The sequence below is a fragment of the Streptomyces kronopolitis genome (genome assembly GCF_050953795.1).
In the GTDB taxonomy this organism is placed as follows: Bacteria; Actinomycetota; Actinomycetes; order Streptomycetales; family Streptomycetaceae; genus Streptomyces; species Streptomyces kronopolitis_A.
In genome coordinates this window covers 1473243-1499961 of sequence record NZ_CP191850.1, presented here as the reverse complement: position 1 = coordinate 1499961, position 26719 = coordinate 1473243, and the positions used below count along the sequence as shown (strand labels likewise).

The 26719-nt window shown below is 71.9% G+C and carries 28 protein-coding genes and 2 tRNA genes; 23 read left to right on the top strand and 7 right to left on the bottom strand.

The window, feature by feature from the left end; genetic code table 11:
- The first annotated feature begins 15 nt into the window (after positions 1–15).
- Positions 16–846 (top strand): GNAT family N-acetyltransferase, encoded by an 831-nt coding sequence (locus ACQP17_RS06425; protein WP_433855375.1) that lies wholly within the window; start codon positions 16–18, stop codon positions 844–846.
- A 31-nt stretch (positions 847–877) separates the two neighbouring features.
- Here the strand turns inward: ACQP17_RS06425 and ACQP17_RS06420 are convergent, their stop codons facing one another.
- Entirely contained in the window at positions 878–1396 is a 519-nt protein-coding gene (locus tag ACQP17_RS06420; RefSeq protein WP_433855374.1) for a DsbA family protein, read from the bottom strand.
- A 195-nt stretch (positions 1397–1591) separates the two neighbouring features.
- On the opposite strand from ACQP17_RS06420, the gene ACQP17_RS06415 reads away from it, so the two are divergent.
- Both ACQP17_RS06415 and ACQP17_RS06410 read left to right on the top strand, forming a co-directional pair.
- Positions 1592–2053: a hypothetical protein gene (locus ACQP17_RS06415; RefSeq protein ID WP_433855373.1), complete on the top strand. Its 462-nt coding sequence runs from the start codon at positions 1592–1594 to the stop codon at positions 2051–2053.
- Between the two features lie 68 nt (positions 2054–2121).
- Positions 2122–2277, top strand: a complete 156-nt coding sequence (locus tag ACQP17_RS06410) for a hypothetical protein (RefSeq protein ID WP_006607510.1) — start codon at positions 2122–2124, stop codon at positions 2275–2277.
- 56 nt (positions 2278–2333) lie between these two features.
- Here the strand turns inward: ACQP17_RS06410 and ACQP17_RS06405 are convergent, their stop codons facing one another.
- Positions 2334–2900, bottom strand: coding sequence for a CGNR zinc finger domain-containing protein (locus tag ACQP17_RS06405; RefSeq protein WP_433855372.1), 567 nt, complete (start codon positions 2898–2900; stop codon positions 2334–2336).
- 229 nt (positions 2901–3129) lie between these two features.
- Positions 3130–3543: an SsgA family sporulation/cell division regulator gene (locus ACQP17_RS06400; protein ID WP_003959770.1), complete on the bottom strand. Its 414-nt coding sequence runs from the start codon at positions 3541–3543 to the stop codon at positions 3130–3132.
- 189 nt (positions 3544–3732) lie between these two features.
- Between ACQP17_RS06400 and ACQP17_RS06395 the strand changes: the two genes are divergently transcribed.
- The 4 genes from ACQP17_RS06395 to ACQP17_RS06380 all read left to right on the top strand — a co-directional run bounded on the left by ACQP17_RS06395 (position 3733) and on the right by ACQP17_RS06380 (position 5024).
- A complete protein-coding gene (locus tag ACQP17_RS06395; RefSeq protein ID WP_433855371.1) occupies positions 3733–4161 on the top strand; it encodes a TIGR02611 family protein in 429 nt (142 codons plus the stop codon).
- A gap of 54 nt (positions 4162–4215) precedes the next feature.
- Positions 4216–4287, top strand: a tRNA-Val gene (locus ACQP17_RS06390).
- 87 nt (positions 4288–4374) lie between these two features.
- Entirely contained in the window at positions 4375–4836 is a 462-nt protein-coding gene (locus ACQP17_RS06385) for an SRPBCC family protein (protein ID WP_433855370.1), read from the top strand.
- 116 nt (positions 4837–4952) lie between these two features.
- A tRNA-Val gene (locus ACQP17_RS06380) sits at positions 4953–5024 on the top strand.
- Positions 5025–5139: 115 nt separating this feature from the next.
- On the opposite strand, the gene ACQP17_RS06375 is transcribed toward ACQP17_RS06380, so the two are convergent.
- Entirely contained in the window at positions 5140–5865 is a 726-nt protein-coding gene (locus tag ACQP17_RS06375) for an exonuclease domain-containing protein (protein WP_364878090.1), read from the bottom strand.
- Between the two features lie 198 nt (positions 5866–6063).
- Between ACQP17_RS06375 and ACQP17_RS06370 the strand changes: the two genes are divergently transcribed.
- The 3 genes from ACQP17_RS06370 to thrS all read left to right on the top strand — a co-directional run bounded on the left by ACQP17_RS06370 (position 6064) and on the right by thrS (position 9921).
- The gene (locus tag ACQP17_RS06370; RefSeq protein WP_433855369.1) at positions 6064–6651 is read left to right on the top strand and encodes a DUF4365 domain-containing protein; all 588 of its coding nucleotides are present in this window, start codon (positions 6064–6066) and stop codon (positions 6649–6651) included.
- Positions 6651–7829 (top strand): hypothetical protein, encoded by a 1179-nt coding sequence (locus tag ACQP17_RS06365; RefSeq protein WP_433855368.1) that lies wholly within the window; start codon positions 6651–6653, stop codon positions 7827–7829. The genes ACQP17_RS06370 and ACQP17_RS06365 overlap by 1 nt, the downstream gene beginning before the upstream one ends.
- Before the next feature lie 112 nt (positions 7830–7941).
- Positions 7942–9921, top strand: a complete 1980-nt coding sequence (gene thrS / locus ACQP17_RS06360) for a threonine--tRNA ligase (RefSeq protein WP_433855367.1) — start codon at positions 7942–7944, stop codon at positions 9919–9921.
- 54 nt (positions 9922–9975) lie between these two features.
- Here thrS and ACQP17_RS06355 read toward each other — a convergent pair whose 3' ends face one another.
- Positions 9976–10617, bottom strand: a complete 642-nt coding sequence (locus ACQP17_RS06355; RefSeq protein WP_433855366.1) for a potassium channel family protein — start codon at positions 10615–10617, stop codon at positions 9976–9978.
- 67 nt (positions 10618–10684) lie between these two features.
- On the opposite strand from ACQP17_RS06355, the gene ACQP17_RS06350 reads away from it, so the two are divergent.
- The 3 genes from ACQP17_RS06350 (at position 10685) to ACQP17_RS06340 (ending at position 13354) form a co-directional block, all read left to right on the top strand.
- Positions 10685–11242: an HIT family protein gene (locus tag ACQP17_RS06350; RefSeq protein ID WP_433855365.1), complete on the top strand. Its 558-nt coding sequence runs from the start codon at positions 10685–10687 to the stop codon at positions 11240–11242.
- A gap of 127 nt (positions 11243–11369) precedes the next feature.
- Entirely contained in the window at positions 11370–12140 is a 771-nt protein-coding gene (locus tag ACQP17_RS06345; protein WP_433859839.1) for a polysaccharide deacetylase family protein, read from the top strand.
- Positions 12140–13354 (top strand): YncE family protein, encoded by a 1215-nt coding sequence (locus ACQP17_RS06340; RefSeq protein ID WP_433855364.1) that lies wholly within the window; start codon positions 12140–12142, stop codon positions 13352–13354. The genes ACQP17_RS06345 and ACQP17_RS06340 overlap by 1 nt, the downstream gene beginning before the upstream one ends.
- A gap of 42 nt (positions 13355–13396) precedes the next feature.
- On the opposite strand, the gene ACQP17_RS06335 is transcribed toward ACQP17_RS06340, so the two are convergent.
- Both ACQP17_RS06335 and ACQP17_RS06330 read right to left on the bottom strand, forming a co-directional pair.
- Positions 13397–15076 carry a hypothetical protein gene (locus ACQP17_RS06335; protein ID WP_433855363.1) on the bottom strand — a complete coding sequence of 560 codons (1680 nt, stop codon included), beginning with the start codon at positions 15074–15076 and terminating at the stop codon, positions 13397–13399.
- A gap of 186 nt (positions 15077–15262) precedes the next feature.
- Positions 15263–17461: an elongation factor G-like protein EF-G2 gene (locus tag ACQP17_RS06330; RefSeq protein WP_433855362.1), complete on the bottom strand. Its 2199-nt coding sequence runs from the start codon at positions 17459–17461 to the stop codon at positions 15263–15265.
- Positions 17462–17737: 276 nt separating this feature from the next.
- Here ACQP17_RS06330 and pgsA point away from each other — a divergent pair, with 276 nt between their 5' ends.
- The 10 genes from pgsA (at position 17738) to ruvB (ending at position 26682) form a co-directional block, all read left to right on the top strand.
- A complete protein-coding gene (gene pgsA, locus ACQP17_RS06325; protein WP_433855361.1) occupies positions 17738–18397 on the top strand; it encodes a phosphatidylinositol phosphate synthase in 660 nt (219 codons plus the stop codon).
- The gene (locus ACQP17_RS06320; protein WP_433855360.1) at positions 18394–19368 is read left to right on the top strand and encodes a phosphatidylinositol mannoside acyltransferase; all 975 of its coding nucleotides are present in this window, start codon (positions 18394–18396) and stop codon (positions 19366–19368) included. The genes pgsA and ACQP17_RS06320 overlap by 4 nt, the downstream gene beginning before the upstream one ends.
- The gene (locus ACQP17_RS06315) at positions 19365–20519 is read left to right on the top strand and encodes a glycosyltransferase family 4 protein (protein ID WP_433855359.1); all 1155 of its coding nucleotides are present in this window, start codon (positions 19365–19367) and stop codon (positions 20517–20519) included. Before ACQP17_RS06320 ends, ACQP17_RS06315 begins: the two co-directional genes overlap by 4 nt.
- Before the next feature lie 637 nt (positions 20520–21156).
- Positions 21157–21741, top strand: a complete 585-nt coding sequence (locus ACQP17_RS06310) for a hypothetical protein (RefSeq protein WP_433855358.1) — start codon at positions 21157–21159, stop codon at positions 21739–21741.
- 96 nt (positions 21742–21837) lie between these two features.
- Positions 21838–22749, top strand: a complete 912-nt coding sequence (gene pdxS / locus ACQP17_RS06305) for a pyridoxal 5'-phosphate synthase lyase subunit PdxS (protein ID WP_433855357.1) — start codon at positions 21838–21840, stop codon at positions 22747–22749.
- A gap of 8 nt (positions 22750–22757) precedes the next feature.
- Positions 22758–23348 (top strand): pyridoxal 5'-phosphate synthase glutaminase subunit PdxT, encoded by a 591-nt coding sequence (gene pdxT, locus ACQP17_RS06300; protein WP_433855356.1) that lies wholly within the window; start codon positions 22758–22760, stop codon positions 23346–23348.
- 63 nt (positions 23349–23411) lie between these two features.
- Positions 23412–24164: a YebC/PmpR family DNA-binding transcriptional regulator gene (locus ACQP17_RS06295; RefSeq protein WP_364884731.1), complete on the top strand. Its 753-nt coding sequence runs from the start codon at positions 23412–23414 to the stop codon at positions 24162–24164.
- A 151-nt stretch (positions 24165–24315) separates the two neighbouring features.
- Entirely contained in the window at positions 24316–24894 is a 579-nt protein-coding gene (gene ruvC / locus ACQP17_RS06290; protein ID WP_364884734.1) for a crossover junction endodeoxyribonuclease RuvC, read from the top strand.
- A complete protein-coding gene (ruvA, locus tag ACQP17_RS06285) occupies positions 24891–25511 on the top strand; it encodes a Holliday junction branch migration protein RuvA (RefSeq protein WP_433855355.1) in 621 nt (206 codons plus the stop codon). The genes ruvC and ruvA overlap by 4 nt, the downstream gene beginning before the upstream one ends.
- 79 nt (positions 25512–25590) lie before the next feature.
- Positions 25591–26682 carry a Holliday junction branch migration DNA helicase RuvB gene (gene ruvB / locus ACQP17_RS06280; RefSeq protein WP_364884738.1) on the top strand — a complete coding sequence of 364 codons (1092 nt, stop codon included), beginning with the start codon at positions 25591–25593 and terminating at the stop codon, positions 26680–26682.
- Positions 26683–26719 lie beyond the last annotated feature (37 nt).

The window sequence follows — 26719 nt, the reverse complement described above, 5'->3', positions numbered from 1 at the left end:
GGGTAGAAAGTCCTCGTGACGACAACGCTGCGGCCCGCGGGACCGGAAGAGCGGCACGACGACGGCGGCCGGGCCCGTCCGTACGACATCTGCGTCAACAGCCGCCGGGTCGGCGGGATCCGGCTGTCCACCGACGCCCGGTTCGGCCCCACGGCCGGCCGGATCACGGACCTGGGCATCGACGCGGGGGACCGGCACCGCGGCCGGGCCACGGTTGCCGCGCTCGCCGCGGAGGAGGTGCTGCGCGGCTGGGGCTGCCGGCAGATCGAGGTGACGGTGCCGGCCGGCGCCACGGCGGCGCGGCGGCTCGCGGCGACGCTGGGCTACACCGAGCGCAGCCGCACGATGAGCAAGCCCCTGACCGGGCCGCCCCGGCTGCCCGACGGCAGCGGCGACCGCGCGCTGGGCGAGGAGGAGTACCCGGCCTGGCGGGAGGCCGCGCTCGCCGAGCACCTCCGTACGCAGCTGGCCCAGGGGATGCCCCGGGCGCGTGCCGAGGAGGCCTCCGCCGCCGGCCATCGCGCCCTGCTGCCCGAGGGCGCCGCCACGCCCTACCAGGCGCTGCGCGTCCTGACCCACGGCGGCACGGACGTCGGCAGCGTCTGGGTCGCCCTGCGGATGCCGGACCAGCCCGGCGGCTACGTGGTCGATGTGCGGGTCGCGCCCGGCCACCGCGGCCACGGGCACGGCCGCACCCTGCTGCTGATCGCCGAGCGCGAGAGCCTGACCGCCGGCCACGCCACCCTCGCGTTGAACGTCTACGCGGACAACGCGCCCGCCCTCGGCCTCTACGCCTCGCTGCGCTACCGGCCCACCGGCTATCTGCTCTGGAAGCCGATCCTGTGAGCGTGCCCGGCGGGCGCCGCTGAGGCGGGGCTCAGCCCTGTTCCGCCAGCAGCCGGTCGGCGATCTCCTCGATCCGGGCCCGCAGCCCCTCCTGGCCCGTCCCGCCGTCCAGCCGCTCCCCGCCGATCACATAGGTCGGGGTCCCGGTCACCCCGATCGCCTTGCCCTCGGCCTGGTCCGCGTCGACGATCAGCAGATGCCGCCCGTCGATCAGCGCGGTGTCCAGCTCCTCGGCGTCCAGCCCCAGCTCCCCGGCGACCTCCAGCAGCAGCTTCTCGCCGCGCGCGCCGAGCTCCTCGCTGCGGGCCAGCACCGCCTCGATGTACGGCCACCCCTGCCCCTGCTCCAGCGCCTCCTCGGCGGCCTGGGCGGCGACGTAGGCGTGCTTGTGCTTGGGGAGGGGGAAGTGGCGCAGCCGGATGTCCAGCCGGTCGCCGTAGCGCGCCCGCAGCGCCCGGAGATCCTCCAGGGCGGCATGACAGTCGGGGCACTGAAGCTCGCACCACACGTCCAGTACGGGACGGGCGGCGGCGGAGGGGGTGTCGTTCATGGCGGCCAGTCTTCCAGCCCGGCCGGGGCACCCGCCGCGAGGTACCCCGGCGGGTGCCCGAACCGGGACCTGCGAAGGAGCGCAACCCGGAGATGTCCCTGAGGACGTGCCGGAACGTGGCCCGGGCGGGTACGGACAAGGCAGGATGGAAGGGAGCAGAATGCCTGCTCACCCATCCATCGGCAGGAGGACCGGATGCTGACCTCGACCGTCTGTGCCGCGGTGTCGGCAGCGGGCCTGGGCATCGCCGCGATCACGGCGTACCGCAAGCGGTTCCTGGCCGCGACCCGCATCGCCGCCTTTTCCCTGATCCCCATCGGCCTGGTGATGACGGGCGTCATCGACTGGGTCACCGGCATCGTCTTCAAGCCCACGGTCTGGGCCGGCTTGGGCCTGCTCGCGCTCTCGTTCCTGCTGTTCACCCTCGGCCGGGCGGCGGAGCGCCGCAGGGGCGGGATCGGCAGCCGCAAGGAGCGCAAGGCCGCGGCGGCGGCCCGGCCCGAGGCGGTGGCCCCGGCCGCCTCCGCCCCCTCCCTCGGCGCGGGCCGCCCGGCCGCGCAGCCGGCCGCCAAGGGCAAGGCCGCACCGGACAAGGGCGGTGCACCCAAGGATGACTTCTCGGACATCGAAGCGATCCTGAAAAAGCACGGGATCTGATGAAATACCGCCGCTGAGGCGCCGATCGGGCGAAACCGGACGATCGGCTGCGCCATGATGCGCGCGAGATGAACGATGAGTGCGCCCTCGCCCAAGACGACGCCCCGTCCCCCGAACCGCGCGGTTGCCTGTTCGCGCTGTCCCAGCCGCCGCTGATGCTCTTCCTCGCCGTGATCGGCTTCCTGCTCCTCCTCGGCGCCGTGCATGACCTCTACATCCTGTGAGGCCGCCCGGTGCGCCGCGGACCCGGACCGATCCGGCCCGGGTCCGCGGCGGCGGCTCAGCCCGCGGCCTCCCGCCGCCGTGCCCGGTAGGCCGCGACATGCAGCCGGTTTCCACAGGTGCGGCTGTCGCAGTAGCGCCGCGAGCGGTTGCGGGAGAGGTCGACGAAGGCGTGCCGGCAGTCCGGCGCCTCACAGCGCCGCAGCCGCTCGCGCTCCCCGGCGACGACGAGGAACGCCAGAGCCATCCCGCCGTCCGCGGCCAGGTGCTCGGCGACCGAGGCGCCCGGCGCGAAGTAGTGGACGTGCCAGTCGAAGCCGTCGTGATCGGTCAGCCGCGGGGTGGTGCCCGCCGAGGCGACCAGCGAGTTCAGCTGTTCGGCCGCGGTGCGGTCGTCGCCCGCCGCGAAGATCTGCGCGAACCGCGCCCGCAGGGACCGTACGGCCGTCAGATCCCCCGCACCGAGCGTGCCCACGTCGCTGATGTCGTTGCGGCGCACGAAGTCCCCGAGGTCCGCCACATCGGTCAGGCTGTCCGGCGCTCCGGGCGATTCGCCCTCCGGGGCGGTGTTCAGCAGATCGACGACCGCGTCCAGTGCGCACCGGGTGTCATGGGTGATCATCACGGTTCCGCTCCCTGGCAGGGTGGGGCCGGACGGGTGCCGCCCCCGGGGTGTGGTTGCCGAATGGTCGCCGACTCTAGCGCCTCGAACAAGCTTCAGCGCCGACTCCGCGGTGGGTCCGCGGCGACGACGCCGAAGTGTGCCGTATGAACTTGTCGGTCCTGCGCCGTCTCCCCGAGTCGGACGGGCGCAAGTGTGAGCGGGTGAGTGCTTTCGGTAACCGTTCTGCGTCTCAGCTCTCCGCGAGGATGTGGGAGAGCTCGGTGTCGAGATCGAAATGCCGGTGCTCCGTACCGGGCGGTACGGCGGCATCCGTCCTTTTGAGGAACGACTCGAGAGCCCGCGCGGGCGCCTCGAGCAGGGCTTCGCCCTCCGGGGAACTCAGGGCGATGCACACCACGCCCTGTCCGTGGCTCCGGGACGGCCATACGCGGACGTCTCCGGTGCCCGTGGGCCGGTGCAGGCCCTCGGCGAGGAGGTCGCGGGCGAAAACCCATTCGACGGTTTCCTCGGCTCCGGTGTGGAAGGTGGCATGCACGGCATAAGGATCGGCCGTGTCATACCGCAGGCCCGCGGGTACAGGCAGTGAGGACTCGCTCGACACAACGAGGCGCAGGTGCAGCTCGCAGCTGACCGTGGTGTTCATAAGCGCCAGGGCCTTTCGCTCAGTGTGCGCTCGGGGATTCGCACGTCGGCGAAATCGACATGCCACCTACGGTGCCGTTGTAAACCCCTCTGACGGTTTTGGGTGGCTTCAGGTACCTCTTCCGGCGGATTGCGAGATCGTCCTCGACGGTAATTCCGGCGAACCCGCACATCCGGTAAGTTTGGGTGCATGAATACGCAGAGTAACGGGGGGCCGGGAACCCTGGAGGAGGGCGCTCCGGCCGAGCAGCCGCTCGGCTCCCGGGCGCCGCACTTCATCAAGCGCTCCCGGCCGCTTCACCTGAGCTGGCAGGTCGGAGTCTTCGTCGTCGGACTGGCGGTCGTCGTGGCCGGCGTGATCATGCTGCCGCTGCCGGGGCCGGGCTGGCTGGTGATCTTCGGCGGCATGGCGATCTGGGCGACGGAGTTCGTCTGGGCCCAGCTGGTGCTGCGCTGGACCAAGCGCAAGGTCACCGAAGCGGCGCAGAAGGCGCTCGACCCCAAGGTGCGCCGGCGCAACATCACGCTGACCACCGTCGGCCTGGTGATCATCGCGGCGGTGCTCGCGGTCTACGTGTGGAAGTTCGGCCTCGCGATGCCGTGGAACGTCTCCGAGTGACCGGGAGATGGTCAAAAGTGCCTGCCGGCGTGGGGTAATGTTGGCGGTGCGCCCGGGCGATTAGCTCAGTGGGAGAGCGCTTCGTTCACACCGAAGAGGTCACTGGTTCGAACCCAGTATCGCCCACCCCGGACGACGGCCCGGAGACTCCAAGTCTCCGGGCCGTCGCGCTTGTTGGGCCCCCGTGCCGCCCCGGAGGCGCACACTGGGATCATGTCCGACTGGTCACGCCGTCTGCATCGCTACCGCTTCCGCACCGTCTGGCTGCTCCCCGCGCAGCCGGCCGTCGTCTACGCGGTGCTCGAACGCGCCGAGGCCTACCCCTCCTGGTGGCCGCAGGTCCGCGAGGTGGCCTCGCTCGACGACCGCAGCGGGATCGTCCGCTTCCGGTCCCTGCTGCCCTACGACCTGACGGTGGTGGCGAGCGAGCGGGTGCGGGACCCCGGCACGGGGACGCTGGAGATCGCGATGCGCGGGGACCTGGCCGGCTGGGCGCGCTGGACGGTGGTGCCCGGGGCCGGCGGCACCCGGGTCGTCTTCGAGCAGGAGGTCGAGGTCTGCAAGCCGCTGCTACGGCGGTTCGCGCTGCCGGGCCGGCCGGCCTTCCTCGCCAACCACGCGCTGATGATGCGGGCCGGGCGGCGCGGCCTGGCCGCCTGGCTGGCCCGCGGGTGAGCCGCGCCGGGGGCCCCGGAGGGCGGCCCGGGGACGCCCGTGAACAGGAATTTGATGCCGGGCCCGGGCGGGCTGTATTGTTCTGCTCGTTCGCAGGGGAAACCCCGCCGACACCCGGGCGATTAGCTCAGTGGGAGAGCGCTTCGTTCACACCGAAGAGGTCACTGGTTCGAACCCAGTATCGCCCACCGGGATCAGGAACCGGGCCGCCAAAAGGCGGTCCGGTTCTCTTCGTTGGCGCACGCGGTCCGGTAATTCCGGCCGGCCCTTCGCCGGCCGGCCCCGGAAGCCGCTGAACACCCGTCAGGCCGCGGCGGGCAGAGCCGGCCGCACCGGCCAGTGCGGATCGACGGTCTCGGGGTTGCCGCTGCGGGCGAACCACGCCTCCAGCCCCCGGGCCTGCGCCGCGTGCCAGACGGCCTGGCGGGAGTGCAGCTCGGCCGGGTGCAGCCCCTCCAGGCGCTCGGCGAAGCGGTGGCCCAGGGCCCGGACGACCCGCAGTGCGGCGAGTGCGTCGGCGGCGGCCTCATGGGCGTCGGTCAGCTCGACCTCGTAGTGCGCGCACAGGTCGGTGAGCGTCCGGCGGCCCTTGCGGTACCGGTCCAGGTGTTTGTCGAGGACCCGGGGGTCCAGGACGCGCAGCGGATGGCCGCCCAGGTAGGCGTCGAGCGAGCTGGCGCGGTGCCGCCGCAACTCGCGCTCCACCAGGGTGAGGTCGAACGGGGCGTTCATCACGACCAGCGGCCGGCCGGCCACCGACTGGGCGGCCAGGGCGCGGGCGATCTCCTCCAGCACCGGCGCCGGCCAGCGTCCGTGCAGGGCGAGATGGTCGGCCGTCAGGCCGTGCACGGCCGTCGCGGCCTCGGGTATCGCGACGCCCGGGTTGATCAGCCAGCGGGTGACCCGGGGCGCGGAGCGCGGCGTCTCCTGGACCACCAGGGCGGCGGAGACGATGCGGTCCCGCTCGACGTCGATGCCCGTGGTCTCGGTGTCGAAGGCGGCAAGCGGACCGTCATACCAGCACGGCATCATCCCAACTCCTCGCGCTCGTACGGTGGATGACGTGCGTGTCATCCGACCTGGTGATACCCGAGCGGCCCGGTCGTCGAACCGTCTTTGTTTGACGGCCACTTGACGCGGAGACAACCAGAGGGACGGGCCGGCGCGGAGGAGACCCCTGCCCGTCGCTCACCCTCATCGATCGGCACGGCCCGGAAGGCTTGAGCGATGACGCTCGCGCAGCCCGAACCGGGCGGGCTGTCCCCCGCCAACGGGAGGTACCCCCCGCCCGCCCTCACCCCGCAGCGCGGAGCGCTCGCGACCACCGCCTGCATGGAGACCCTTCAGGTGGGATATCTGCACGCGGTCGCCGCCGCCGCCGGATGCTCGCTGGCACAGCCCTTCCCGGACAACGGCATCGACTGGCACGTCAGCCACGGCGCGCCCGGCCACACCGTCGACGACGAGGTCACCATCAAGGTGCAGCTCAAGTGCACCTACCAGACCGCACCCCGCCCGCCGGGGCCGACCTTCGCCTTCACCCTCGACAACGAGCATCTGGTGAAGCTGGCCCGTACCCCCGTCACGGTGCACAAGATCCTGGTCGTGATGCTGGTCCCGCGGACCCCGCAGGACTGGCTGAGGGCCTCGCACGACCATCTCGAACTGCGGCACTGCTGCTACTGGATCAACCTGGCCGGCCACCCGGTGACCGGCCGGCGCAGGACCACCGTGCGGATACCGACCACGCGGATCTTCGACGACCGCGCGCTCTGCGAGATCATGACGCGGGTCGGGGCGGGAGGGAGACCCTGATGTACCGGCCGACCGATGATCACGACGCGCGGCTGCTGGACCCCGCGCAGCTCGACCCGGCGGTGCTCGGTGCGCTGCTGGCGCGGCACGGCTGGCGGCGCCGGGGCGGGGCCGCCGGCCACTACGCCCGGTGGACGCCGCCCGGCGGCGTGGCCGGCACCAGCCTGCTGGTGCCGCACGACCGCCGCTTCCCCGACAGCGGGGAGCTGCTCGCGGAGGCGCTGGCGGCGCTGGCGCGGAGCGCGGCGCCCTCGGCCCGCGAGGTGCTGATGGGGCTCGCGGTGCCCAGTGACGAGGTGCGCTGGGAGCGCGAGGTCCCCGACGGGGGCTCGGGGGCCGCGCACTGGGCGGCCCAGGAGCAACTGCGCGGGGCGGCCCGCTCGATGCTGGTCGCCGGGGCGCTGGGGACGTACGGCCGGGCCGGGTATTACGGTGCCCGGCACCGGCGGCAGGGCGAGGCGTTCCTGGGCGAGGTGCTGGTCGGCCCGGCGGTGGCCGGGCGCCGGCTGACCGCGTTCGTCCCGGTCCGCGGGGGGCGCGGTGCGGTCGCCGGGCTGCAGCGGGCGCTGCACGCGGCCCGGGACGCCACCGACTACCAGCGGGCCACCGGCGGGATGGAGGCCTTCGACGCGGCGGTCGCGCTGGGGGTCTGCCACGAGCTGGTCCAGGCGCTGATCGCGCTGGTGCGGGACGCGGAAGGGGCGCGGATCTCGGTCGAGTGGTCACCGGGCGCCGGTCCGCCGGCCGGCTGCCCGGTCCGTCCCGAGGCGGTGGAGTTCTCGCCCGGTGATCTGCCCGCGCTGCAGCAGGCCACCCGGCGCTATGTGCGGGCCGAGCCCTCGCTGCCGGTGCGGGTGACCGGTGCGGTGGTGCGGCTGCGCAGGGAGCGGCCGGCCGGTCCCGGCACCGTGCGGCTGCGGGTGATCGCCGGGGCGGACGTGGTGCAGGTGCGGGTCGCGCTGGGGGAGGAGGACTACCGCATCGCCGGGCACGCGCATCTGGTGGGGCTGCCGGTGCGGGTGACCGGGCGGCTGGAGAGCCGGGGCGGCTTCCGGCGGATCACCGGCGGCCGCGACGTCACGCCCGTACAGGTCGACGAGGCCGAGCGGGACCGGCTGCTGAAGTCCCTCCAGGAGAATCTCGACTTCTTCGAGGAGGCCTGCGGCGCGGAGGACTGAGCCCCCGCGCGCGGGGGTGGTGAAACCGTTTCGCGGTCCGGTCCACGGGCTCGGTACGATTCTGCTGCGCAGCGATCGCTGACGCGCAGGAGACATGAGTCAGGAGAGACCGGTGTCAGACGTCCGTGTGACCGTCCAACGCGATTCCGAGCGGGAAGAACGCGTGGTGACCACGGGGACTACGGCCGCCGACCTCTTCCAGGGTGAGCGCAGTGTCGTCGCCGCGCGCGTGGCCGGCGAGCTGAAGGACCTGGCGTACGAGATCACCGAGGGCGACGAGGTCGAGCCCGTCGAGATCACCTCCGAGGACGGTCTGAACATCCTGCGGCACTCCACCGCGCATGTGATGGCACAGGCCGTGCAGGAGCTGTTCCCGGACGCGAAGCTCGGCATCGGCCCGCCGATCAAGGACGGCTTCTACTACGACTTCGACGTCGAGACCCCCTTCCACCCGGACGATCTCAAGCGCATCGAGAAGAAGATGCAGGAGATCCAGAAGCGCGGGCAGAAGTTCGCGCGCCGGGCGGTCGGCGACGACGCCGCGCGTGAGGAGCTGGCGGACGAGCCGTACAAGCTCGAACTGATCGGGCTCAAGGGCTCCGCCGCGGAGGCCGCCGAGGGTGCCTCCGCCGAGGTCGGCGCCGGCGAGCTGACCATGTACGACAACCTCGACGCCAAGACCGGCGAGCTGTGCTGGAAGGACCTCTGCCGCGGTCCGCACCTGCCCAGCACCCGCGCCATCCCGGCGTTCAAGCTGATGCGCTCGGCCGCCGCGTACTGGCGCGGCAGCGAGAAGAACAAGCAGCTCCAGCGGATCTACGGCACCGCCTGGCCGACCAAGGACGAGCTGAAGGCGCATCTGGAGTTCCTCGCCGAGGCCGAGAAGCGCGACCACCGCAAGCTGGGGTCGGAGCTGGACCTGTTCTCCATTCCCGAGGACATCGGCTCGGGCCTGGCGGTCTTCCACCCCAAGGGCGGCATCATCCGCCGGGTCATGGAGGACTACTCCCGCCGGCGCCACGAGGAGTCGGGGTACGAGTTCGTCTACACCCCGCACGCCACCAAGGGGAAGCTGTTCGAGAAGTCGGGCCACCTGGACTGGTACGCCGACGGCATGTACCCGCCCATGCAGCTCGACGAGGGCGTCGACTACTACCTCAAGCCCATGAACTGCCCGATGCACAACCTGATCTTCGACGCGCGCGGCCGCTCGTACCGTGAACTGCCGCTGCGTCTCTTCGAGTTCGGGACCGTGTACCGGTACGAGAAGTCGGGCGTCGTGCACGGCCTGACCCGCGCCCGCGGCTTCACCCAGGACGACGCGCACATCTACTGCACCAAGGAGCAGATGGCGGACGAGCTGGACGCCACCCTCACCTTCGTGCTCGACCTGCTGCGCGACTACGGTCTGACCGACTTCTACCTGGAGCTGTCCACCAAGGACCCGGTGAAGTCCGTCGGCACCGACGAGGTCTGGGAAGAGGCCACCGAGACGCTGCGCAAGGTGGCCGAGAAGCAGGGCCTGCCGCTGGTCCCGGACCCGGGCGGCGCCGCGTTCTACGGGCCGAAGATCTCCGTGCAGACCAAGGACGCCATCGGCCGTACCTGGCAGATGTCGACCATCCAGCTGGACTTCAACCTGCCCGAGCGGTTCGACCTGGAGTACACCTCCGCCGACGGCTCCAAGCAGCGTCCGGTCATGATCCACCGTGCGCTGTTCGGCTCGATCGAGCGGTTCTTCGCGGTGCTGCTGGAGCACTACGCGGGCGCGTTCCCGGCCTGGCTGGCGCCGGTGCAGGCGACCTGCATCCCGATCGGCGACGCGCACGTCCCCTACCTCCAGGAGTTCGCCGCCCAGGCGAAGGCCAAGGGGCTGCGCATCGACGTGGACGCCTCCTCGGACCGGATGCAGAAGAAGATCCGCAACGCGCAGAAGGCCAAGGTCCCGTTCATGGTCATCGCCGGTGACGAGGACATGGAGGCCGGCGCGGTCTCCTTCCGCTACCGCGACGGCTCGCAGAAGAACGGCATCCCGCGGGACGAGGCGATCGCCGAGATCCTGGACGTCGTGGAGCGCCGCGTCCAGGTGTGACGCCCGGCGGATGACTGGTGGGGCCCCGGAGAGCGATCCGCTCCCGGGGCCCCGTCATCTCTCGTCGTCCTGCCGGAAGCGGCGCAGCAGCCAGGAGGAGAAGGAGCCCACCACCGCACCGACCAGCGCCACCCCGACGAACATCAGCCCCGCCGCGACCACCCGGCCGCGCGGGGTGACGGGGGTGGCGTCCCCGTACCCCGTCGTGGTCAGGGTCGAGCAGGCCCACCACACCGCGTCGCCGAAGCTGTGGATGTTCGCGCCGGGGGCGGAGCGCTCGTCGTGGTAGACGGCCAGGCTGGCCGCGAAGCCCAGGAGCAGCGAGGTGAGCCCCGTGTACAGCATCACCCGGGCTTCGAGGACGAGCTGCGGATGGTCCCGACGCCGCTGCATCCGCTCGTGCATGTCCACGATCCGCAGTGGGCGCAGCAGCGGCAGCACGGTCACGATCAGATCCAGCCAGCGGGTGCGCAGGAAGTGCCGGCGGTCGTTGCTGAACGCCAGTCGCGCCAGATACTCGGCGATGAAAGTGCCCCAGCTGACGAGGGTGACCAGCTCCCACCAGGTCTGCCAGCCGGGGGAGAGGTCGGGGGCCAGCACCCGGACCGCGTAGGAGGTCAGGAAGAGCAGCGAGGCGACAAGGAGATACGGCTGGGCGGTTCGCTCCCAGTCCCACAGCCGCTGCTCCCTGTCCACCGCCCCAGCATCGCGGAGCGGTGGCCGCCCGGTGCCCCAACGACACGGCGCCAATGGGCGAAGCCATATGCTGGCCCGTATGACAAGCGAGCCGGAGCAGCAGATCGGAGTAGGGACGCAGGACGCCTTCCAGCGCCTGTGGACGCCCCACCGGATGGCCTACATCCAGGGGGAGAACAAGCCGACCGGCCCGGGGGCCGGCGACGGCTGTCCGTTCTGCACGATCCCCGAGAAATCGGACGAGGACGGCCTCGTGATCGCGCGCGGCAAGCATGTCTACGCGGTGCTGAACCTGTACCCGTACAACGGCGGGCACCTCATGGTCGTCCCGTTCCGGCATGTCGCCGACTACCCTGATCTGGACGGCCCGGAGACCGCTGAGCTCGCCGAATTCACCAAGCGGGCGATGACCGCGCTGCGCACCGCGTCCGGGGCGCACGGCTTCAACATCGGGATGAACCAGGGCACGGTCGCCGGCGCCGGCATCGCGGCCCACCTCCACCAGCACGTCGTCCCGCGCTGGGGCGGCGACACCAACTTCATGCCGGTGGTCGGCCACACCAAGGTGCTGCCCCAACTCCTCGCCGACACACGGGCGATGCTCGCCGCCGCCTGGCCCGCGTAGGACGTCGCCGCGCGGTCGACGGGCTCGCCGGCCGAGGCGACACGCACCAGGGTGAATCGGGCATATCACCCTCATTCCGGTGGGTTCCCCCTCTAATGGGGTGGTGACTTCCCTAGACCGCCGTTCCGTGCTGCGCGCGGCCGCCTCGGCCGCGGCCGCCGGCGCGCTCGCGGGCTGCGACCCGCACCGGGACGCGGATCCCGGCGCCGGGCCGGTCCGCCGGGCGAGCCCTTCCGGGGCGGGCCACGCCGTGCCCTCCCCGGTGCACGCCGCCCGGCCGCCGACCCGGGTGCCCGGGCTGCCCGTGGAGATCGCCCACGGGCCGCGCGACGGCCATGCGGTCGCGCTGACCTTCCACGGCAGGGGCGACCCCAGGCTGGCGAAGGCGCTGCTGGGCGAGGCCGAGCGGGCCGGCGCCCGGGTCACCGTGCTGGCCATCGGCGACTGGCTCGACGAGCAGCCCGCGATGGCCCGCCGGGTGCTCGACGGCGGCCACGAGCTGGGCAATCACACCATGCACCACCGCAACATCTGCGCGCTGCCGGCCGACGCGGCGTACGCCGAGATCACCCAGTGCGCGGACCGGCTGCGCGCACTCACCGGGACCATCGGCAGCTGGTTCCGCCCCTCGCAGGCGCAGCGGGCCACCGACCTGGTGACCAGGCTGGCCCGCAAGGCCGGCTACCCGCACGTCCTGTCCTACGACGTGGACTCCCTCGACGCGAACGACCCCGGTGCCCCGGCCGTCCGGCGCACGGTCCTGGACTCGGTCGCACCGGGCTCGGTCGTGAGTCTCCACCTCGGGCACGCCGGCACGGTGGCCGCGCTGCCCCCGATCCTCGACGGACTCCGCCGGCGCGGTCTGCGCGCGGTGACGACAACGGAGCTGGTGACGTGATGGCTGACCGGAACCGTACCCACGACCGCCGGACCCGGACCCCGCGCGGACGCCACCGGGCCGCCGCGCTGCTCGCCGTGGCCGCCGCGCTGCTGGCGTCCGGTTGCGACGGCGGCGGCAAGGCGGCGTCCTCCGCGCCCGAGCGGCGGCCGGTCGAACGCGCACCGCTCAAGGCCGGCAGGAACGACCTGCCGGGCATGCCGCCGCTGATCGACGCGCACGACCTCTACGCGGCCGACCGGCCGGGCCGGCTGTCCCCGCAGGTCAAGGACTACCCCGCGCGGATCTACGTCCCCAACACCGGCTCCGACACGGTCAGCGTCATCGACCCGAAGACCTACAAGGTCATCGAGACCATCCCGGTGGGCATCCAGCCGCAGCACGTGGTGCCCTCCTGGGACCTGAAGACGCTCTGGGTCAACAACAACCGGGGGCACGACCTCACCCCGATCGACCCCGCCACCGGCAAGGCCGGCGAGCCCGTCAGGGTCCACGACCCGTACAACCTCTACTTCACGCCCAACGGGAAGTACGCGATCGTGATGGCCTCGATGGACCGTCAGCTGGTCTTCCGGGACCCGCACTCCATGGAGGTCCGCAAGACGCTCCCGGTGCCCTGCGCCGGCGTCAACCACGCGGACTTCTCGCCCAACGGGCGGTACTTCATCGTCTCCTGCGAGTTCTCCGGCGAGCTGCTGAAGGTCGACACCGAGAAGATGAAGGTGATCGGCCAGCAGAAGCTGCCGTTCGAGGGGGCGATGCCCCAGGACGTCAAGATCTCCCCGGACGGCAGGACCTGGTACATCGCCGACATGATGGCCGACGGCATCTGGGTCATGAACGGGGACACGTTCGACCGGCCGAAGCTGATGCCGACCGGCAAGGGCGCACACGGCCTCTACGTCAGCCGCGACTCGCGGCACATGTACGTCTCCAACCGGGGCGAGGGCTCCATCTCCCTGCTGGACTTCAAGACCGGCAAGCTCGTCGACAAGTGGCACATCCGCGGCGGCGGCAGCCCCGACATGGGCGGGCTGTCCACGGACGGCAAGGTGCTGTGGCTGTCCGGCCGCTACAACTCGGAGGTCTACGCGCTGGACACCCGTACCGGCAAGACCCTCGCCAAGATCCCCGTCGGTCAGGGCCCGCACGGGCTGGCGGTCTACCCGCAGCCGGGACGGTACTCGCTGGGGCACACCGGCATCTTCCGCTAGCGGCGTCCGGCCGGACCCGCCCCCGGGTCCGGCCGCGTCCGGCTAGGCGTTGTACTCGTCCGCCTTCTGCGGTTCCACGCCCTGGATCATGCCGCTGAGCACCAGGGAGCGGTTGGTGAAGCGTTCGGTGTCCACGCCGTTCTCCTTCAGCACGCTCATCGCGGCCGCATGGACCGTGCGCAGCACCGGAGTCGCCGCGCGCAGCGCGTCATCGGCCATGAAGCGGTGGCGCCAGGGCTTGTCGGCCCAGACATGGCGCAGGCCGAACGGCTCGGGGAGGGCCAGCTTGCCACCGAGGAAGTCCAGGACCGGCGGGAACCACGTCAGCGGCGCCCGGGCGGCGAGCCGGACCACCTCCTGCGGCTCGATGAGCGGGAGGTGCTGGGTCTTGGTCTCCCAGAACTTGACGACCTTGGCGACGTCCTTGGTCTTGGGCTCAGGCTTCGTCGTGAACAGACCGTTGACCGGGCCGAGGGCATGGCCGGTCACCTCGATGCGCAGGGTCTCGTGCAGCACGGTGACGGTGATCATCAGCGTGATCACCAACTGGCCGTCCCACAGGACGAACTGCACGCCGAGGTAGTGGCGGTTGCCGCTGCCGAACTGCTGCTCGTTGCAGATCCGCTCTATCTCGTGGCCGCGGATCTGGTACGCCTCCACATGGCTGCCCTCGGGGCGGGTGACGGCGCCGGCCTTCTCGCCGACCGGGGAGACGATCCAGTGGCGCACGGACGGCGTGGGGAAGCCGCCGGTGTGCAGCGGACTGCGCTCCAGCAGCCGCAGCTTGTCGTGGATCGCCCGGATGACGTCCCAGCTGCGGAACGGGTGGATCTCGGCGGTTCCCGGCGCCGGCGTCAGCTCCTCGGCCAGCTGCCAGCTGCCCCAGCGCGTTCCCATGCCGAGTATCCCCTTGGGGCCGGCGTAGAAGACGACGTTGCTGGTCTGCTCGGCGGAGATTTTGGCGAGATTCTGACGGAGCGTCTCCGCGGCGGTCTGGTTGGGGTCCTGCGGCACCGCCTCGGGGATCTTCGCGGCCACGCCGCCGCCCTCCAGCAGCCCCTTCCAGGCCTCCCGCATGGCCACCGCGGTCTTCTCGCAGATCTGCTTGGCCCACCACCAGCCGATCATCGGGGCGACGACGGCGGCACGGGCGTACATCGGCCAGAAGCCGTTGAGCGGCAGCTTGATCATGAAGAACAGGCCGAGGCCGGCCAGCACCGTCAGCAGCACCCCGCCGATCAGGGACAGACCGGCGCCAGCGCCGTCCTTGGAGAGCATCTTGCGCAGCTGGAAGACGCCCAGCCACACCAGCACACCGGGCAGGAACAGCACGCCGAACAGCACCATCAGCAGCGTCAGTTTGCTGTCGCGCTGCTTGCGGATGCGGGTGGCGGACAGGCAGTGCTCGACGATGGTCTGCGGCTCGGTCCCGAAGGACTGGATGAGCGCCGCACGCCCACCGCCCAGCATCCGCACCTGCACCGCACGCGAGAACGCCTCGCCGAGGTTGGGCGCGAACAGCGACAGCTTCGGTTTCTTGATCTCGGACTTGCCGGACTCGGAGTCGGCCTTGGAGATCTCGGTCAGCAGGCTGTCCCGGTAGGCGGCCGAGGCCAGCGCCTGGGTCGCCGCCGTCTGCCCGGCGCTCCCCGAGAGCGGTACCTGCGCTCCCGGACTGAAGTCGAAGCCGTCTGCCACTACCGCCCCCCACACCGCCCGCATCCGATGATGCGGCTCTTCCCGACTTCCGCCGCCGGCACACCTGCTGACGGCCTGTCGTCGGGTCCGTGATCACTTCCCGCGCCGTCGGACGGTGCGTACAACGGCAGGCACTCAGCGTACAGCCGCCGCCCGGTCCAAGGGAGTTGAGCCGGACGGCGGCCGCCGTGCGGGCCGGGTGGCCGCCTACTATCCGCCGTTCTCCGTGTGCTCCCGCCACTTGTCGGCGAGCTGCGGCGGCATCGGCTCGTGCCGCAGGTGGGTGCGGGAGAACCGCCCGGTGCCGTGCGAGAGGGACCGCAGGTCGATGGCGTAGCGGTCGATCTCGATCTCGGGCACCTCGGCCCGCACCACCGTGCGGCCCGCGCCCGACTGTTCGGTTCCCACGACCCGTCCGCGGCGCCCCGACAGATCGCTCATCACCTGGCCGACGAAGTCGTCCGGAACCATCACGCTCACCTCGGACACCGGTTCGAGCAGGTCGATCCGGACGTCGCCGGCGGCCTCGCGCAGCGCCAGCGCACCCGCCGTCTGGAAGGCGGCGTCCGAGGAGTCGACCGAGTGCGCCTTGCCGTCGAGCAGGGTGACGCGGATGTCGACCAGCGGATGCCCGGCGGCGACCCCGCGCTCGGCCTGGGCGCGTACGCCCTTCTCCACGGAGGGGATGAACTGCCGGGGCACCGCACCGCCCACGACCTTGTCCACGAACTCGATGCCGGAGCCGCCCGGCAGCGGCTCGACCTCGATCTCGCAGATCGCGAACTGGCCGTGCCCGCCGGACTGCTTCACATGGCGCCCGCGGCCCGCGGCCGGGGCGGCGAAGGTCTCCCGCAGCGACACCTTGTGGGCGACGGTGTCCACCTGCACGCCGTAACGGGTCCGCAGCCGCTCCAGCGCCACATCGACATGCGCCTCGCCCAGGCACCACAGGACCACCTGATGGGTGTCCTGCTGGTGTTCCAGGCGCATCGTCGGATCCTCCGCGACCAGCCGGGCCAGGCCCTGGGACAGCTTGTCCTCGTCGGCCTTGCTGTGGGCCTCGATGGCGACCGGCAGCAGCGGGTCGGGCATCGTCCAGGGCTCCATCAGCAGCGGGTTGTCCTTGTCGGACAGGGTGTCGCCGGTCTCGGCCCGCGACAGCTTCGCCACACAGGCCAGATCGCCGGCGATGGCCTGGGGCAGCGGGCGCTGCTGCTTGCCGAACGGGGTGGACAGCGCGCCGACCCGCTCGTCGACGTCGTGGTCCTCGTGCCCCCGGTCCTGGAGCCCGTGGCCGGAGACGTGCACCGTCTCGTCCGGGCGCAGGGTGCCGGAGAAGACCCGTACGAGCGAGATCCGGCCGACGTACGGGTCGGAGGAGGTCTTGACCACCTCGGCCGCGAGCGGCCCGCCGGGGTCGCATCGCAGCGCGTCCCGCCGGGCGCCGTCCGGGCTGGTCACGGCCGGTGCCTCGCGCTCGGCCGGGGTCGGGAAGCCGCCGGTGATCAGCTCCAGCAGCTCGACGGTGCCCAGCCCCTGCCGGGCGCCCTCGGCGGCCGGGGCCGCGGCCAGCACGGGGTGGAAGGTGCCACGGGCGACCGCGGTCTCCAGATCCCCGGTGAGGGTCTTGAGGTCGATCTCCTCGCCGCCGAGATAGCGGTCCATGAGGGACTCGTCCTCGCTCTCGGCGATGATGCCCTCGATCAGCCGGGCGCGGGCCGCCTCGATCTGCGGCAGCTCGTCCGCGGTCGGCGCGCGCTCGGTGCGCTGGCCGGAGGAGTAGTCGTAGACCCGCTGGGAGAGCAGGCCGATCAGGCCGTGCACGGGGGAGTGGCCGTCGGCGCCGGGCGTCCCGTGGAGCGGGAGGTAGAGGGGGAGCACCGCGTCCGGGTCGTCGCCGCCGAACGCCGTGCGGCAGCGCTCGGTCATCGCGTCGAAGTCGGCGCGGGACGCCTCCAGGTGCGTGATCACCAGCGCCCGCGGCATGCCGACGGCCGCGCACTCGTCCCAGACCATCCGGGTCGCCCCGGCCACCCCGTCCGCCGCCGAGACCACGAAAAGGGCCGCGTCCGCGGCGCGCAGACCGGCCCTGAGTTCCCCGACGAAATCGGCGTATCCGGGGGTGTCCAAGATATTGATCTTGATTCCGCCCCAGTCCACCGGGACCAGGGAGAGCTGTACGGAGCGCTGCTGGCGGTGCTCGATCTCGTCGTGGTCGGAAAGACAGCCGCCGTCCTCGACCCGGCCCGCGCGATTGACCGCGCCGGACGCCAGCGCGAGGGCCTCGACCAGGGTGGTCTTTCCCGCACCGGAGTGGCCGACCAGCACCACATTCCGCAGATCCGTGGGCTGGCCGGCCGTTGATGCCCTGCGGGCGGCTCCCGGGTGTGTACTCGACTTCTCGCTCATGTGTCTCGCCTCCAGGTCGACACTTTGCGGTGATTCGAGCTTTCCACCGAGGTCATCCCGCGTCCATACATGGCGCAGCGGACCAGCGCTCCCAAGGGGTCGCCGGCCCGCCCGGCGGGGGCCCGGGGGCGTGCCCGGCAGCGCGCGCCGCCGTCCCCGAGCCGTGGGATGCACCCCGCGCCGCGATGCGTTAGCAGAGCCCCGTGGCCGCCTGGCTACGATGGGCCAGCCGGTGGCCCCTTGACCTCACGGCCCGAATCGACCTCCGGGAAGGCCATGCTGAACAAGTACGCGCGTGCTTTCTTCACGCGTGTTCTCACGCCGTTCGCCGCCCTGCTCATCCGTATCGGCGTCAGCCCGGACGCGGTCACGCTCATCGGAACCGGAGGCGTGGTGGCCGGCGCCCTGGTCTTCTACCCGCAGGGTGCATTCTTCTGGGGCACGGTCGTCATCACCCTGTTCGTCTTCTCCGACCTGGTCGACGGCAACATGGCACGGCAGCTGGGCCGCTCCAGCCGCTGGGGGGCCTTTCTCGACTCCACCCTCGACCGGGTCGCCGACTCCGCGATCTTCGGCGGCCTCGCCCTCTGGTACGCGGGCCGCGGCGACAGCCTGCTGCTCTGCGCGATGGCGATCTTCTGCCTCGCCAGCGGCCAGGTCGTCTCGTACACCAAGGCGCGCGGCGAGGCCATCGGACTGCCGGTGGCCGTCAACGGCCTGGTCGAACGCGCCGAGCGGCTGGTCATCACGCTGGTCGCCTGCGGCCTGTCGGGCCTGCACGCCTTCGGGGTGCCCGGGGTCCAGATCCTGCTGCCGATCGCGCTGTGGATCGTCGGCATCGGCAGCGCCGTCACCCTGGGCCAGCGCGTGGTGACGGTACGCCGGGAGTCGGCCGAGGCCGACGCCGCACTCGCACAAGGGGGAAACGGCGCATGAGCGCACGCAGGACCGGTCTGCCGGGGATCGACACCGGCAGGCTCACCGACGCGCTCTACGGCCTGGGCTGGAGCACGGTCAAGAAGCTCCCCGAAGGCGTGGCCGTACGCCTCGGCCGGCGGATCGCCGACACGGTCTGGAAGCGCCGGGGCAAGGGCGTCCTGCGCCTGGAGTCGAACCTCGCCCGGGTGGTCCCGGACGCCTCGCCGCAGCGCCTCGCCGAGCTCTCCCGGGCCGGGATGCGCTCGTACATGCGCTACTGGATGGAGTCCTTCCGGCTGCCGGCCTGGAGCAAGGAGCGGATAAGGGCCGGCTTCGAGGCCGAGGACATCCACCTCCTGGAGGACGGACTCAAGAGCGGCCGCGGCGTCGTCCTCGCCCTGCCGCACATGGGCAACTACGACCTCGCGGGCGTCTGGGTCACCACCAAGCTCGACACCCCCTTCACCACCGTCGCCGAACGCCTCAAGCCCGAGAGCCTCTACGACCGCTTCGTGGCCTACCGCGAGGGCCTGGGCATGGAGGTGCTCCCGCACACCGGCGGCGCCGCCTTCGGCACGCTCGCCCGCCGGCTGCGAAGCGGCGGCCTGGTCTGCCTGGTCGCCGACCGCGACCTCTCCAGCTCCGGGCTGGAGGTCACGTTCTTCGGCGAGGCGGCGAAGATGCCGGTCGGCCCCGCGATGCTCGCGGTACAGACCGGTGCCATGCTGCTGCCGGTCACCCTCTGGTACGACGAGACCGCCGTCATGCGCGGCCGGGTCCACCCGGAGATCGAGGTCCCCGAGACCGGCACCCGTACCGAGAAGGCCGCCCGGATGACCCAGACGCTCGCCGACGCCTTCGCCTCCGGCATCGCCGACCACCCCGAGGACTGGCACATGCTGCAGCGGCTGTGGCTCGCCGATCTGGAGCCGCGCGAGCGGCCCCGCACACCGGACGGGGCCACCGTCCCCGGAGGGGAGCAGGCGTGAAGATCGGCATCGTCTGCCCCTACGCCTGGGACGTCCCCGGCGGCGTGCAGTTCCACATCCGCGACCTGGCCGACCACCTCATCCGGCTCGGCCACGAGGTCTCCGTCCTCGCCCCGTCGGACGACGACACCCCGCTGCCGCCGTACGTCGTCTCGGCCGGCCGCGCCGTGCCGGTCCCGTACAACGGCTCGGTGGCCCGACTCAACTTCGGGCTGCTCTCCGCGGCCCGGGTGCGCCGCTGGCTCCAGCACGGCGCCTTCGACGTGATCCACATCCACGAGCCGGCCTCGCCCTCGCTGGGCCTGCTCACCTGCTGGGCGGCCCAGGGCCCGATCGTGGCGACCTTCCACACCTCCAACCCGCGCTCGCGGGCGATGATCGCGGCCTATCCGATCCTGCAGCCCGCGCTGGAGAAGATCCGGGCACGCATCGCGGTGAGCGAATACGCCCGCCGCACCCTCGTCGAACACCTCGGTGGCGACGCGGTCGTCATCCCCAACGGCGTGGACGTCGGCTTCTTCGCCTCGGCCGAGCCCAAGGCGGAGTGGCAGGGCCGCACGATCGGCTTCATCGGCCGGATCGACGAACCGCGCAAGGGCCTGCCGGTCCTGATGAAGGCGCTGCCCGCGATCCTCGCCGAGGTGCCCGACGCCCGGCTGCTGGTCGCCGGCCGCGGCGACGAGGAGGAGGCCGTCGCGGCGCTGCCCGCCGAGATGCGCTCCCGCGTCGAATTCCTCGGCATGGTCAGCGACGAGGACAAGGCCCGGCTGCTGCGCAGCGTCGACGTCTACGTCGCGCCCAACACGGGCGGTGAATCCTTCGGCATCATCCTCGTCGAGGCGATGTCGGCCGGGGCCCCCGTCCTGGCCAGCGACCTCGACGCGTTCGCCCAGGTCCTGGACCAGGGCGAGGCCGGCGAACTGTTCACCAACGAGGACGCCGACGCCCTGGCCGCCGCCGCGGTGCGCCTCCTCGGCGACCCCGCCCGCCTCGCGGAACTACGCGAACGCGGCAGCCGCCACGTCCGCCGCTTCGACTGGTCCACGGTCGGCGCCGACATCCTCGCCGTCTACGAAACGGTCACCACGGGGGCCACTTCCGTGGCCACCGACGAACGCGTGGGGCTCCGCGGCCGGCGCCGCCAGGGTTGAGGCTTCCCACGCTGTCGGCTGTCCCGCCGTGGGGGTTTCTCGTCGTTTGTCGCCCGCTTCGCGGTGCGCTGTCCGCTGCGCGGGGCTGCTTCGTGCGTTGTCGGCTGTCCCGCCGTGGGGGTTTGTCGCCGTTGCGCCTGCGGCGGGCGGGTGGATGTCGGGTGCGGTGACGGTCCTCCGGGGCCTGTTGTGTGGACTGCTTCGCTTTACGTCCACACAACAGGCCCCTCCGGCCCGTCCCCTCCCGTGGAGGGATGACTGACGGTGAGTGGGGGCGGGCCGCCGTAAGCCTTTTCCGTACGGGCCCTCAGCGCCTTTTCCCTACGACCTGCCAGGCGCGCTGCACCGGCAACGAGGACCCCCACCGGCCTTCTTTCCCTCCCACAACGGGAGGGGCGGGCCGGAGGGGTCGGTGTGTGGGACGTAAAGCGAAGCAGTCCCACACACCGGCCCCGGAGGTCCGTCACCGCACCCGACAGCCCCGCGCAGCGGACCCCGCCCGCCGCAGGCGCAACGGCGGGAAAGCCAAAAACGGGGCCAAGGCAAAGCGCAGCGGAGAGGCGACAAACCCCCACGGCGGGCAAGCCGACAACGTGGGAAGACAGCCAAGCGCAGCGGACGGGTAACGTGACACCCCGTGACCACGTTCATCTGGATCGTCGCCGCGATCATCCTCATCGGCATCTACCTGAGCTGGACGGCCGGGCGGCTCGACCGTCTGCATGCCCGGATCGACGCGGCGCGGGCGGCGCTCGACGCCCAGTTGCTGCGGCGGGCGTCCGTCGCGCAGGAGTTGGGTACGGCGGGGGTTCTCGACCCCGCGGCCTCGATCGTTCTCTATCAGGCAGCGCACGAGGCGCGGCAGGCCGAGGAGGACCACCGTGAGGTCGCCGAGAGCGAGCTGAGCCAGGCGCTGCGGGCGATCTTCGAGGAGGAGGCGCAGCTGGAGGCCGTGCGGGAGGCGCCGGGCGGTGAGCAGACGATCGGCGAACTCACCGCGGCGGTGCGCCGGGTGCCGATGGCCCGGCGCTTCCACAACGACGCCGTCCGGGCCGCCCGCGCCGTCCGCCGCCACCGGCTGGTGCGCTACCTGCGCCTCGCCGGCCACGCGCCCTTCCCGCTGGCCTTCGAGATGGACGACGAGCCGCCGGCCGTTTTGGACGACCGTTCGGGCGGAAACCGGCCGGGGGACGGCGTCGCGGGCCGCGACGCCGGGCGGTGACGAGCCACTGACCTCTAATTGGCCCTTTCCCCGGGCCACTCACCAACGGTTGTGTGGGCGCATCAGTACTGTCACCCGCACTGAGTGAGGTCACACGTGTCCAGCACGCCCACCACGCCCCAGAACCCCGAGACCGGAACCGCGCGCGTCAAGCGCGGGATGGCCGAGCAGCTCAAGGGCGGCGTGATCATGGACGTCGTCACGCCGGAAGAGGCGAAGATCGCCGAGGACGCGGGCGCCGTCGCCGTCATGGCCCTGGAGCGGGTCCCCGCCGACATCCGCAAGGACGGCGGCGTGGCCCGGATGTCGGACCCCGACATGATCGACGGCATCATCAGCGCCGTCTCCATCCCGGTCATGGCCAAGTCCCGGATCGGCCACTTCGTCGAGGCGCAGATCCTGCAGTCGCTCGGTGTCGACTACATCGACGAGTCCGAGGTCCTCACCCCGGCCGACGAGGTCAACCACTCGGACAAGTGGGCCTTCACCACCCCGTTCGTGTGCGGTGCCACCAACCTGGGCGAGGCGCTGCGCCGGATCGCCGAGGGTGCCGCCATGATCCGTTCCAAGGGTGAGGCCGGCACCGGCAACGTCGTCGAGGCGGTCCGCCACCTGCGCCAGATCAAGGGCGAGATCGCCAAGCTGCGCGGCTGTGACCACAACGAGCTGTTCGCCGCCGCCAAGGAGCTGCGCGCCCCGTACGAGCTGGTCAAGGAGGTCGCCGAGCTGGGCAAGCTGCCGGTCGTGCTGTTCTCCGCCGGTGGCGTGGCCACCCCGGCCGACGCCGCGCTGATGCGCCAGCTCGGCGCCGAGGGCGTGTTCGTCGGCTCCGGCATCTTCAAGTCCGGCGACCCCGCCAAGCGCGCCGCCGCGATCGTCAAGGCCACCACCTTCTACGACGACCCCGCCGTCATCGCGGACGCCTCCCGCAACCTGGGCGAGGCCATGGTCGGCATCAACTGCGACACCCTCCCCGAGGCCGAGCGCTACGCCAACCGCGGCTGGTAGGACGGCAGATGAGTACCCCCACCATCGGTGTGCTGGCCCTCCAGGGCGACGTCCGCGAGCATCTCAAGGCGCTCGCGGACGCCGGTGCCCAGGGCCGGCCGGTGCGCCGCGCCGAGGAGCTCGACGCGATCGACGGCCTGGTCATCCCGGGCGGCGAGTCCACCACCATGTCCAAACTGGCCGTCGTCTTCGGCATGCTGGAGCCGCTGCGGGCGTTCGTGCGCGCGGGCAAGCCGGTCTACGGCACCTGCGCCGGCATGATCATGGTCGCGGACAAGCTGCTGGACGCCCGCGAGGACCAGGAGACGTTCGGCGGGATCGACATGATCGTGCGCCGTAACGCCTTCGGGCGGCAGAACGAGTCGTTCGAGGCGGCCATCGACGTCGCGGGGATTCCCGGCGGTCCGGTCGAGGGTGTCTTCATCCGGGCGCCGTGGGTCGAGTCGGTCGGCGCCGAGGCGGAGGTGCTGGCGACGTACGACGGGCACACCGTGGCCGTGCGGCAGGGTAACGTCCTTGCCACGAGCTTCCATCCGGAGCTCACCGGCGATCACCGGGTGCACGCCCTGTTCGTCGACATGGTGCGTCACACCGTGTGATCCGGCCCCGGTAGGATCTCAGGCGTTCGTTTCAGACATGGGTTACGCGAAGGAGACAGGCGGATGTCCGGCCACTCTAAATGGGCTACGACGAAGCACAAGAAGGCCGTGATCGATGCCAAGCGCGGCAAGCTCTTCGCGAAGCTGATCAAGAACGTCGAGGTCGCCGCGCGGACCGGCGGTGCGGATCCGGACGGTAACCCGACCCTCTTCGACGCCATCCAGAAGGCCAAGAAGAGCTCGGTGCCCAACAAGAACATCGACTCCGCGGTCAAGCGCGGTGCGGGCCTGGAGGCCGGCGGCGCCGACTACGAGACGATCATGTACGAGGGTTACGGCCCCAACGGTGTCGCGGTGCTCATCGAGTGCCTCACCGACAACCGCAACCGTGCCGCCTCGGACGTCCGCGTCGCCATGACGCGCAACGGCGGCTCGATGGCCGACCCGGGCTCGGTGTCGTACCTGTTCCACCGCAAGGGCGTGGTGATCGTCCCCAAGGGTGAGCTGAGCGAGGACGACGTCCTGGCCGCGGTCCTGGACGCCGGTGCCGAAGAGGTCAACGACCTCGGCGAGTCCTTCGAGGTGCTCAGCGAGGCCACCGACCTGGTCGCGGTCCGCACCGCCCTCCAGGAGTCCGGCATCGACTACGACTCGGCGGACGCCAACTTCGTCCCGACCATGCAGGTCGAGCTGGAGGAAGAGGGCGCACGCAAGATCTTCAAGCTGATCGACGCGCTGGAGGACAGCGACGACGTGCAGAACGTCTTCGCCAACTTCGACGTCTCGGACGACGTGATGGCCAAGGTGGACGCCTGACGGGCGCACACGCACGGCCGGCTGACGGGCCGACGGGGAACACACCCCGTCGGCCCGTCGGTTTGTCAGTGGCAGCCATTACTGTGCTGATCAGGGGGCACGTGCTCCCGAAACGGGAACGGCCGACCGAGCGGACGAGGGGCGGGGAGCGATGAAGGTGCTGGGGGTGGACCCGGGGCTGACGCGCTGCGGGGTCGGGGTGGTCGACGGCGTCGCCGGGCGCCCGTTGACCATGATCGGCGTCGGCGTCGTGCGCACCCCGGCGGACGCCGACATCGCCCTGCGTCTCGTCGACATCGAGCGCGGAATAGACGCCTGGCTCGACGAGCACCGCCCCGACTGCGTCGCCGTCGAGCGGGTGTTCAGCCAGCACAACGTCCGTACGGTCATGGGAACCGCCCAGGCCAGCGCGGTCGCCATGCTGTGCGCCGCCCGTCGCGGGCTGCCGGTCGCGCTGCACACCCCCAGCGAGGTCAAGGCCGCCGTCACCGGCTCGGGACGCGCCGACAAGGCGCAGGTCGGCGCGATGGTCACCCGCCTGCTGCGGCTCGACGCGCCCCCGAAGCCGGCCGACGCCGCCGACGCCCTGGCCCTCGCCATCTGCCACATCTGGCGCGCCCCCGCGGTCAACCGCCTCCAGCAGGCGCACGCCGCCGCCCGCCGCGCCGCTCCCGCCACCGTCCCCGCCGCCGGCGTCCGCCGGGCGGCACCCCAGAAGGGCACCCGATGATCGCCTTCGTTTCCGGCCCGGTCGCGGCCCTCGCACCGGACTCCGCCGTCGTCGAGGTCGGCGGCATCGGCATGGCCGTCCAGTGCACCCCGGACACCCTCTCCACGCTGCGCATGGGACAGCAGGCCAAGCTCGCCACCTCCCTCGTCGTCCGCGAGGACTCGCTCACCCTCTACGGCTTCGCCGACGACGACGAGCGCCAGACCTTCGAGCTGCTGCAGACCGCCAGCGGCGTCGGCCCCCGGCTCGCCCAGGCGATGCTCGCGGTGCACTCCCCGGACGCGCTGCGGCGGGCCGTCGCCACCGCCGACGAGAAGGCCCTGACCGCCGTGCCCGGCATCGGCAAGAAGGGCGCCCAGAAGCTGCTCCTGGAGCTGAAGGACCGGCTCGGCGAGCCGGTCGGCACCGGCCGTGCGGGCGTCGGCAGCGCCGTCACGGCCGGCTGGCGCGATCAGCTGCACGCCGCCCTGATCGGCCTCGGCTACGCCACCCGCGAGGCGGACGAAGCGGTCACCGCGGTCGCCCCGCAGGCCGAGGCGGCCGTCGCCGCCGGCGGCGCGCCCCAGGTGCCGCAGCTGCTCAAGGCCGCCCTGCAGTCCCTGAACCGCGCACGATGACCGCCGCCCGGGCCCCGCGCCCCCGACCGCACGACCACCCCGGCGGCCCGGCCGCCCCGACCCCGCGAGGCAAACCGCAGTGAACTGGGACGACACCGCACCCCCCACCGCCGGCGAGGCCGCCCCGGGCGCCCCCGACCGGCTGGTCGGCGCCGACGCGGACGGCGAGGACACCGCCGTCGAGGCCGCGCTGCGGCCCAAGGACCTGGAGGAATTCGTCGGACAGGAGCGGGTGCGCGAGCAGCTCGACCTGGTGCTGCGCGCCGCCCGGGCCCGTGGCGCCACCGCCGACCACGTCCTGCTGTCCGGGGCGCCGGGCCTCGGCAAGACCACCCTCTCGATGATCATCGCCGCCGAGATGGGTGCCCCGATCCGGATCACCTCCGGCCCCGCCATCCAGCACGCCGGCGATCTCGCCGCGATCCTCTCCTCCCTCCAGGAGGGCGAGGTCCTCTTCCTCGACGAGATCCACCGGATGTCGCGGCCCGCCGAGGAAATGCTCTACATGGCCATGGAGGACTTCCGCGTCGACGTGATCGTCGGCAAGGGCCCGGGCGCCACCGCCATCCCGCTCGAACTCCCCCCGTTCACCCTGGTCGGCGCCACGACCCGGGCCGGGCTGCTGCCGCCCCCGCTGCGCGACCGCTTCGGCTTCACCGCCCACATGGAGTTCTACGCCCCCGCCGAGCTGCAGCGGGTGATCCACCGCTCGGCCGGGCTGCTGGACGTCGAGATAGAGGCCGAGGGCGCCGCCGAGATCGCCGGCCGCTCCCGCGGCACGCCCCGGATCGCCAACCGCCTGCTGCGCCGGGTGCGCGACTACGCCCAGGTCAAGGCCGACGGACTGATCACCCGCGAGATCGCCTCCCAGGCCCTGCGGGTCTACGAGGTCGACGCCCGTGGCCTGGACCGCCTCGACCGCGCGGTGCTCACGGCCCTGCTCAAGCTGTTCGGCGGCGGCCCGGTGGGCCTGTCCACCCTGGCGGTGGCGGTGGGGGAGGAGCGGGAGACCGTCGAGGAGGTCGCCGAGCCGTTCCTCGTACGGGAAGGGCTGCTGGCCAGGACCCCCCGGGGCCGGATCGCGACGCCCGCGGCCTGGACCCACCTGGGGCTGGTCCCACCGCAGCAGCAATCGGGCGGAAGCGGACAGCAGGGCTTGTTCGGGTCCTGACGGCGCGGGGACTCGCACGGTCAGGAACTGCGGTGCG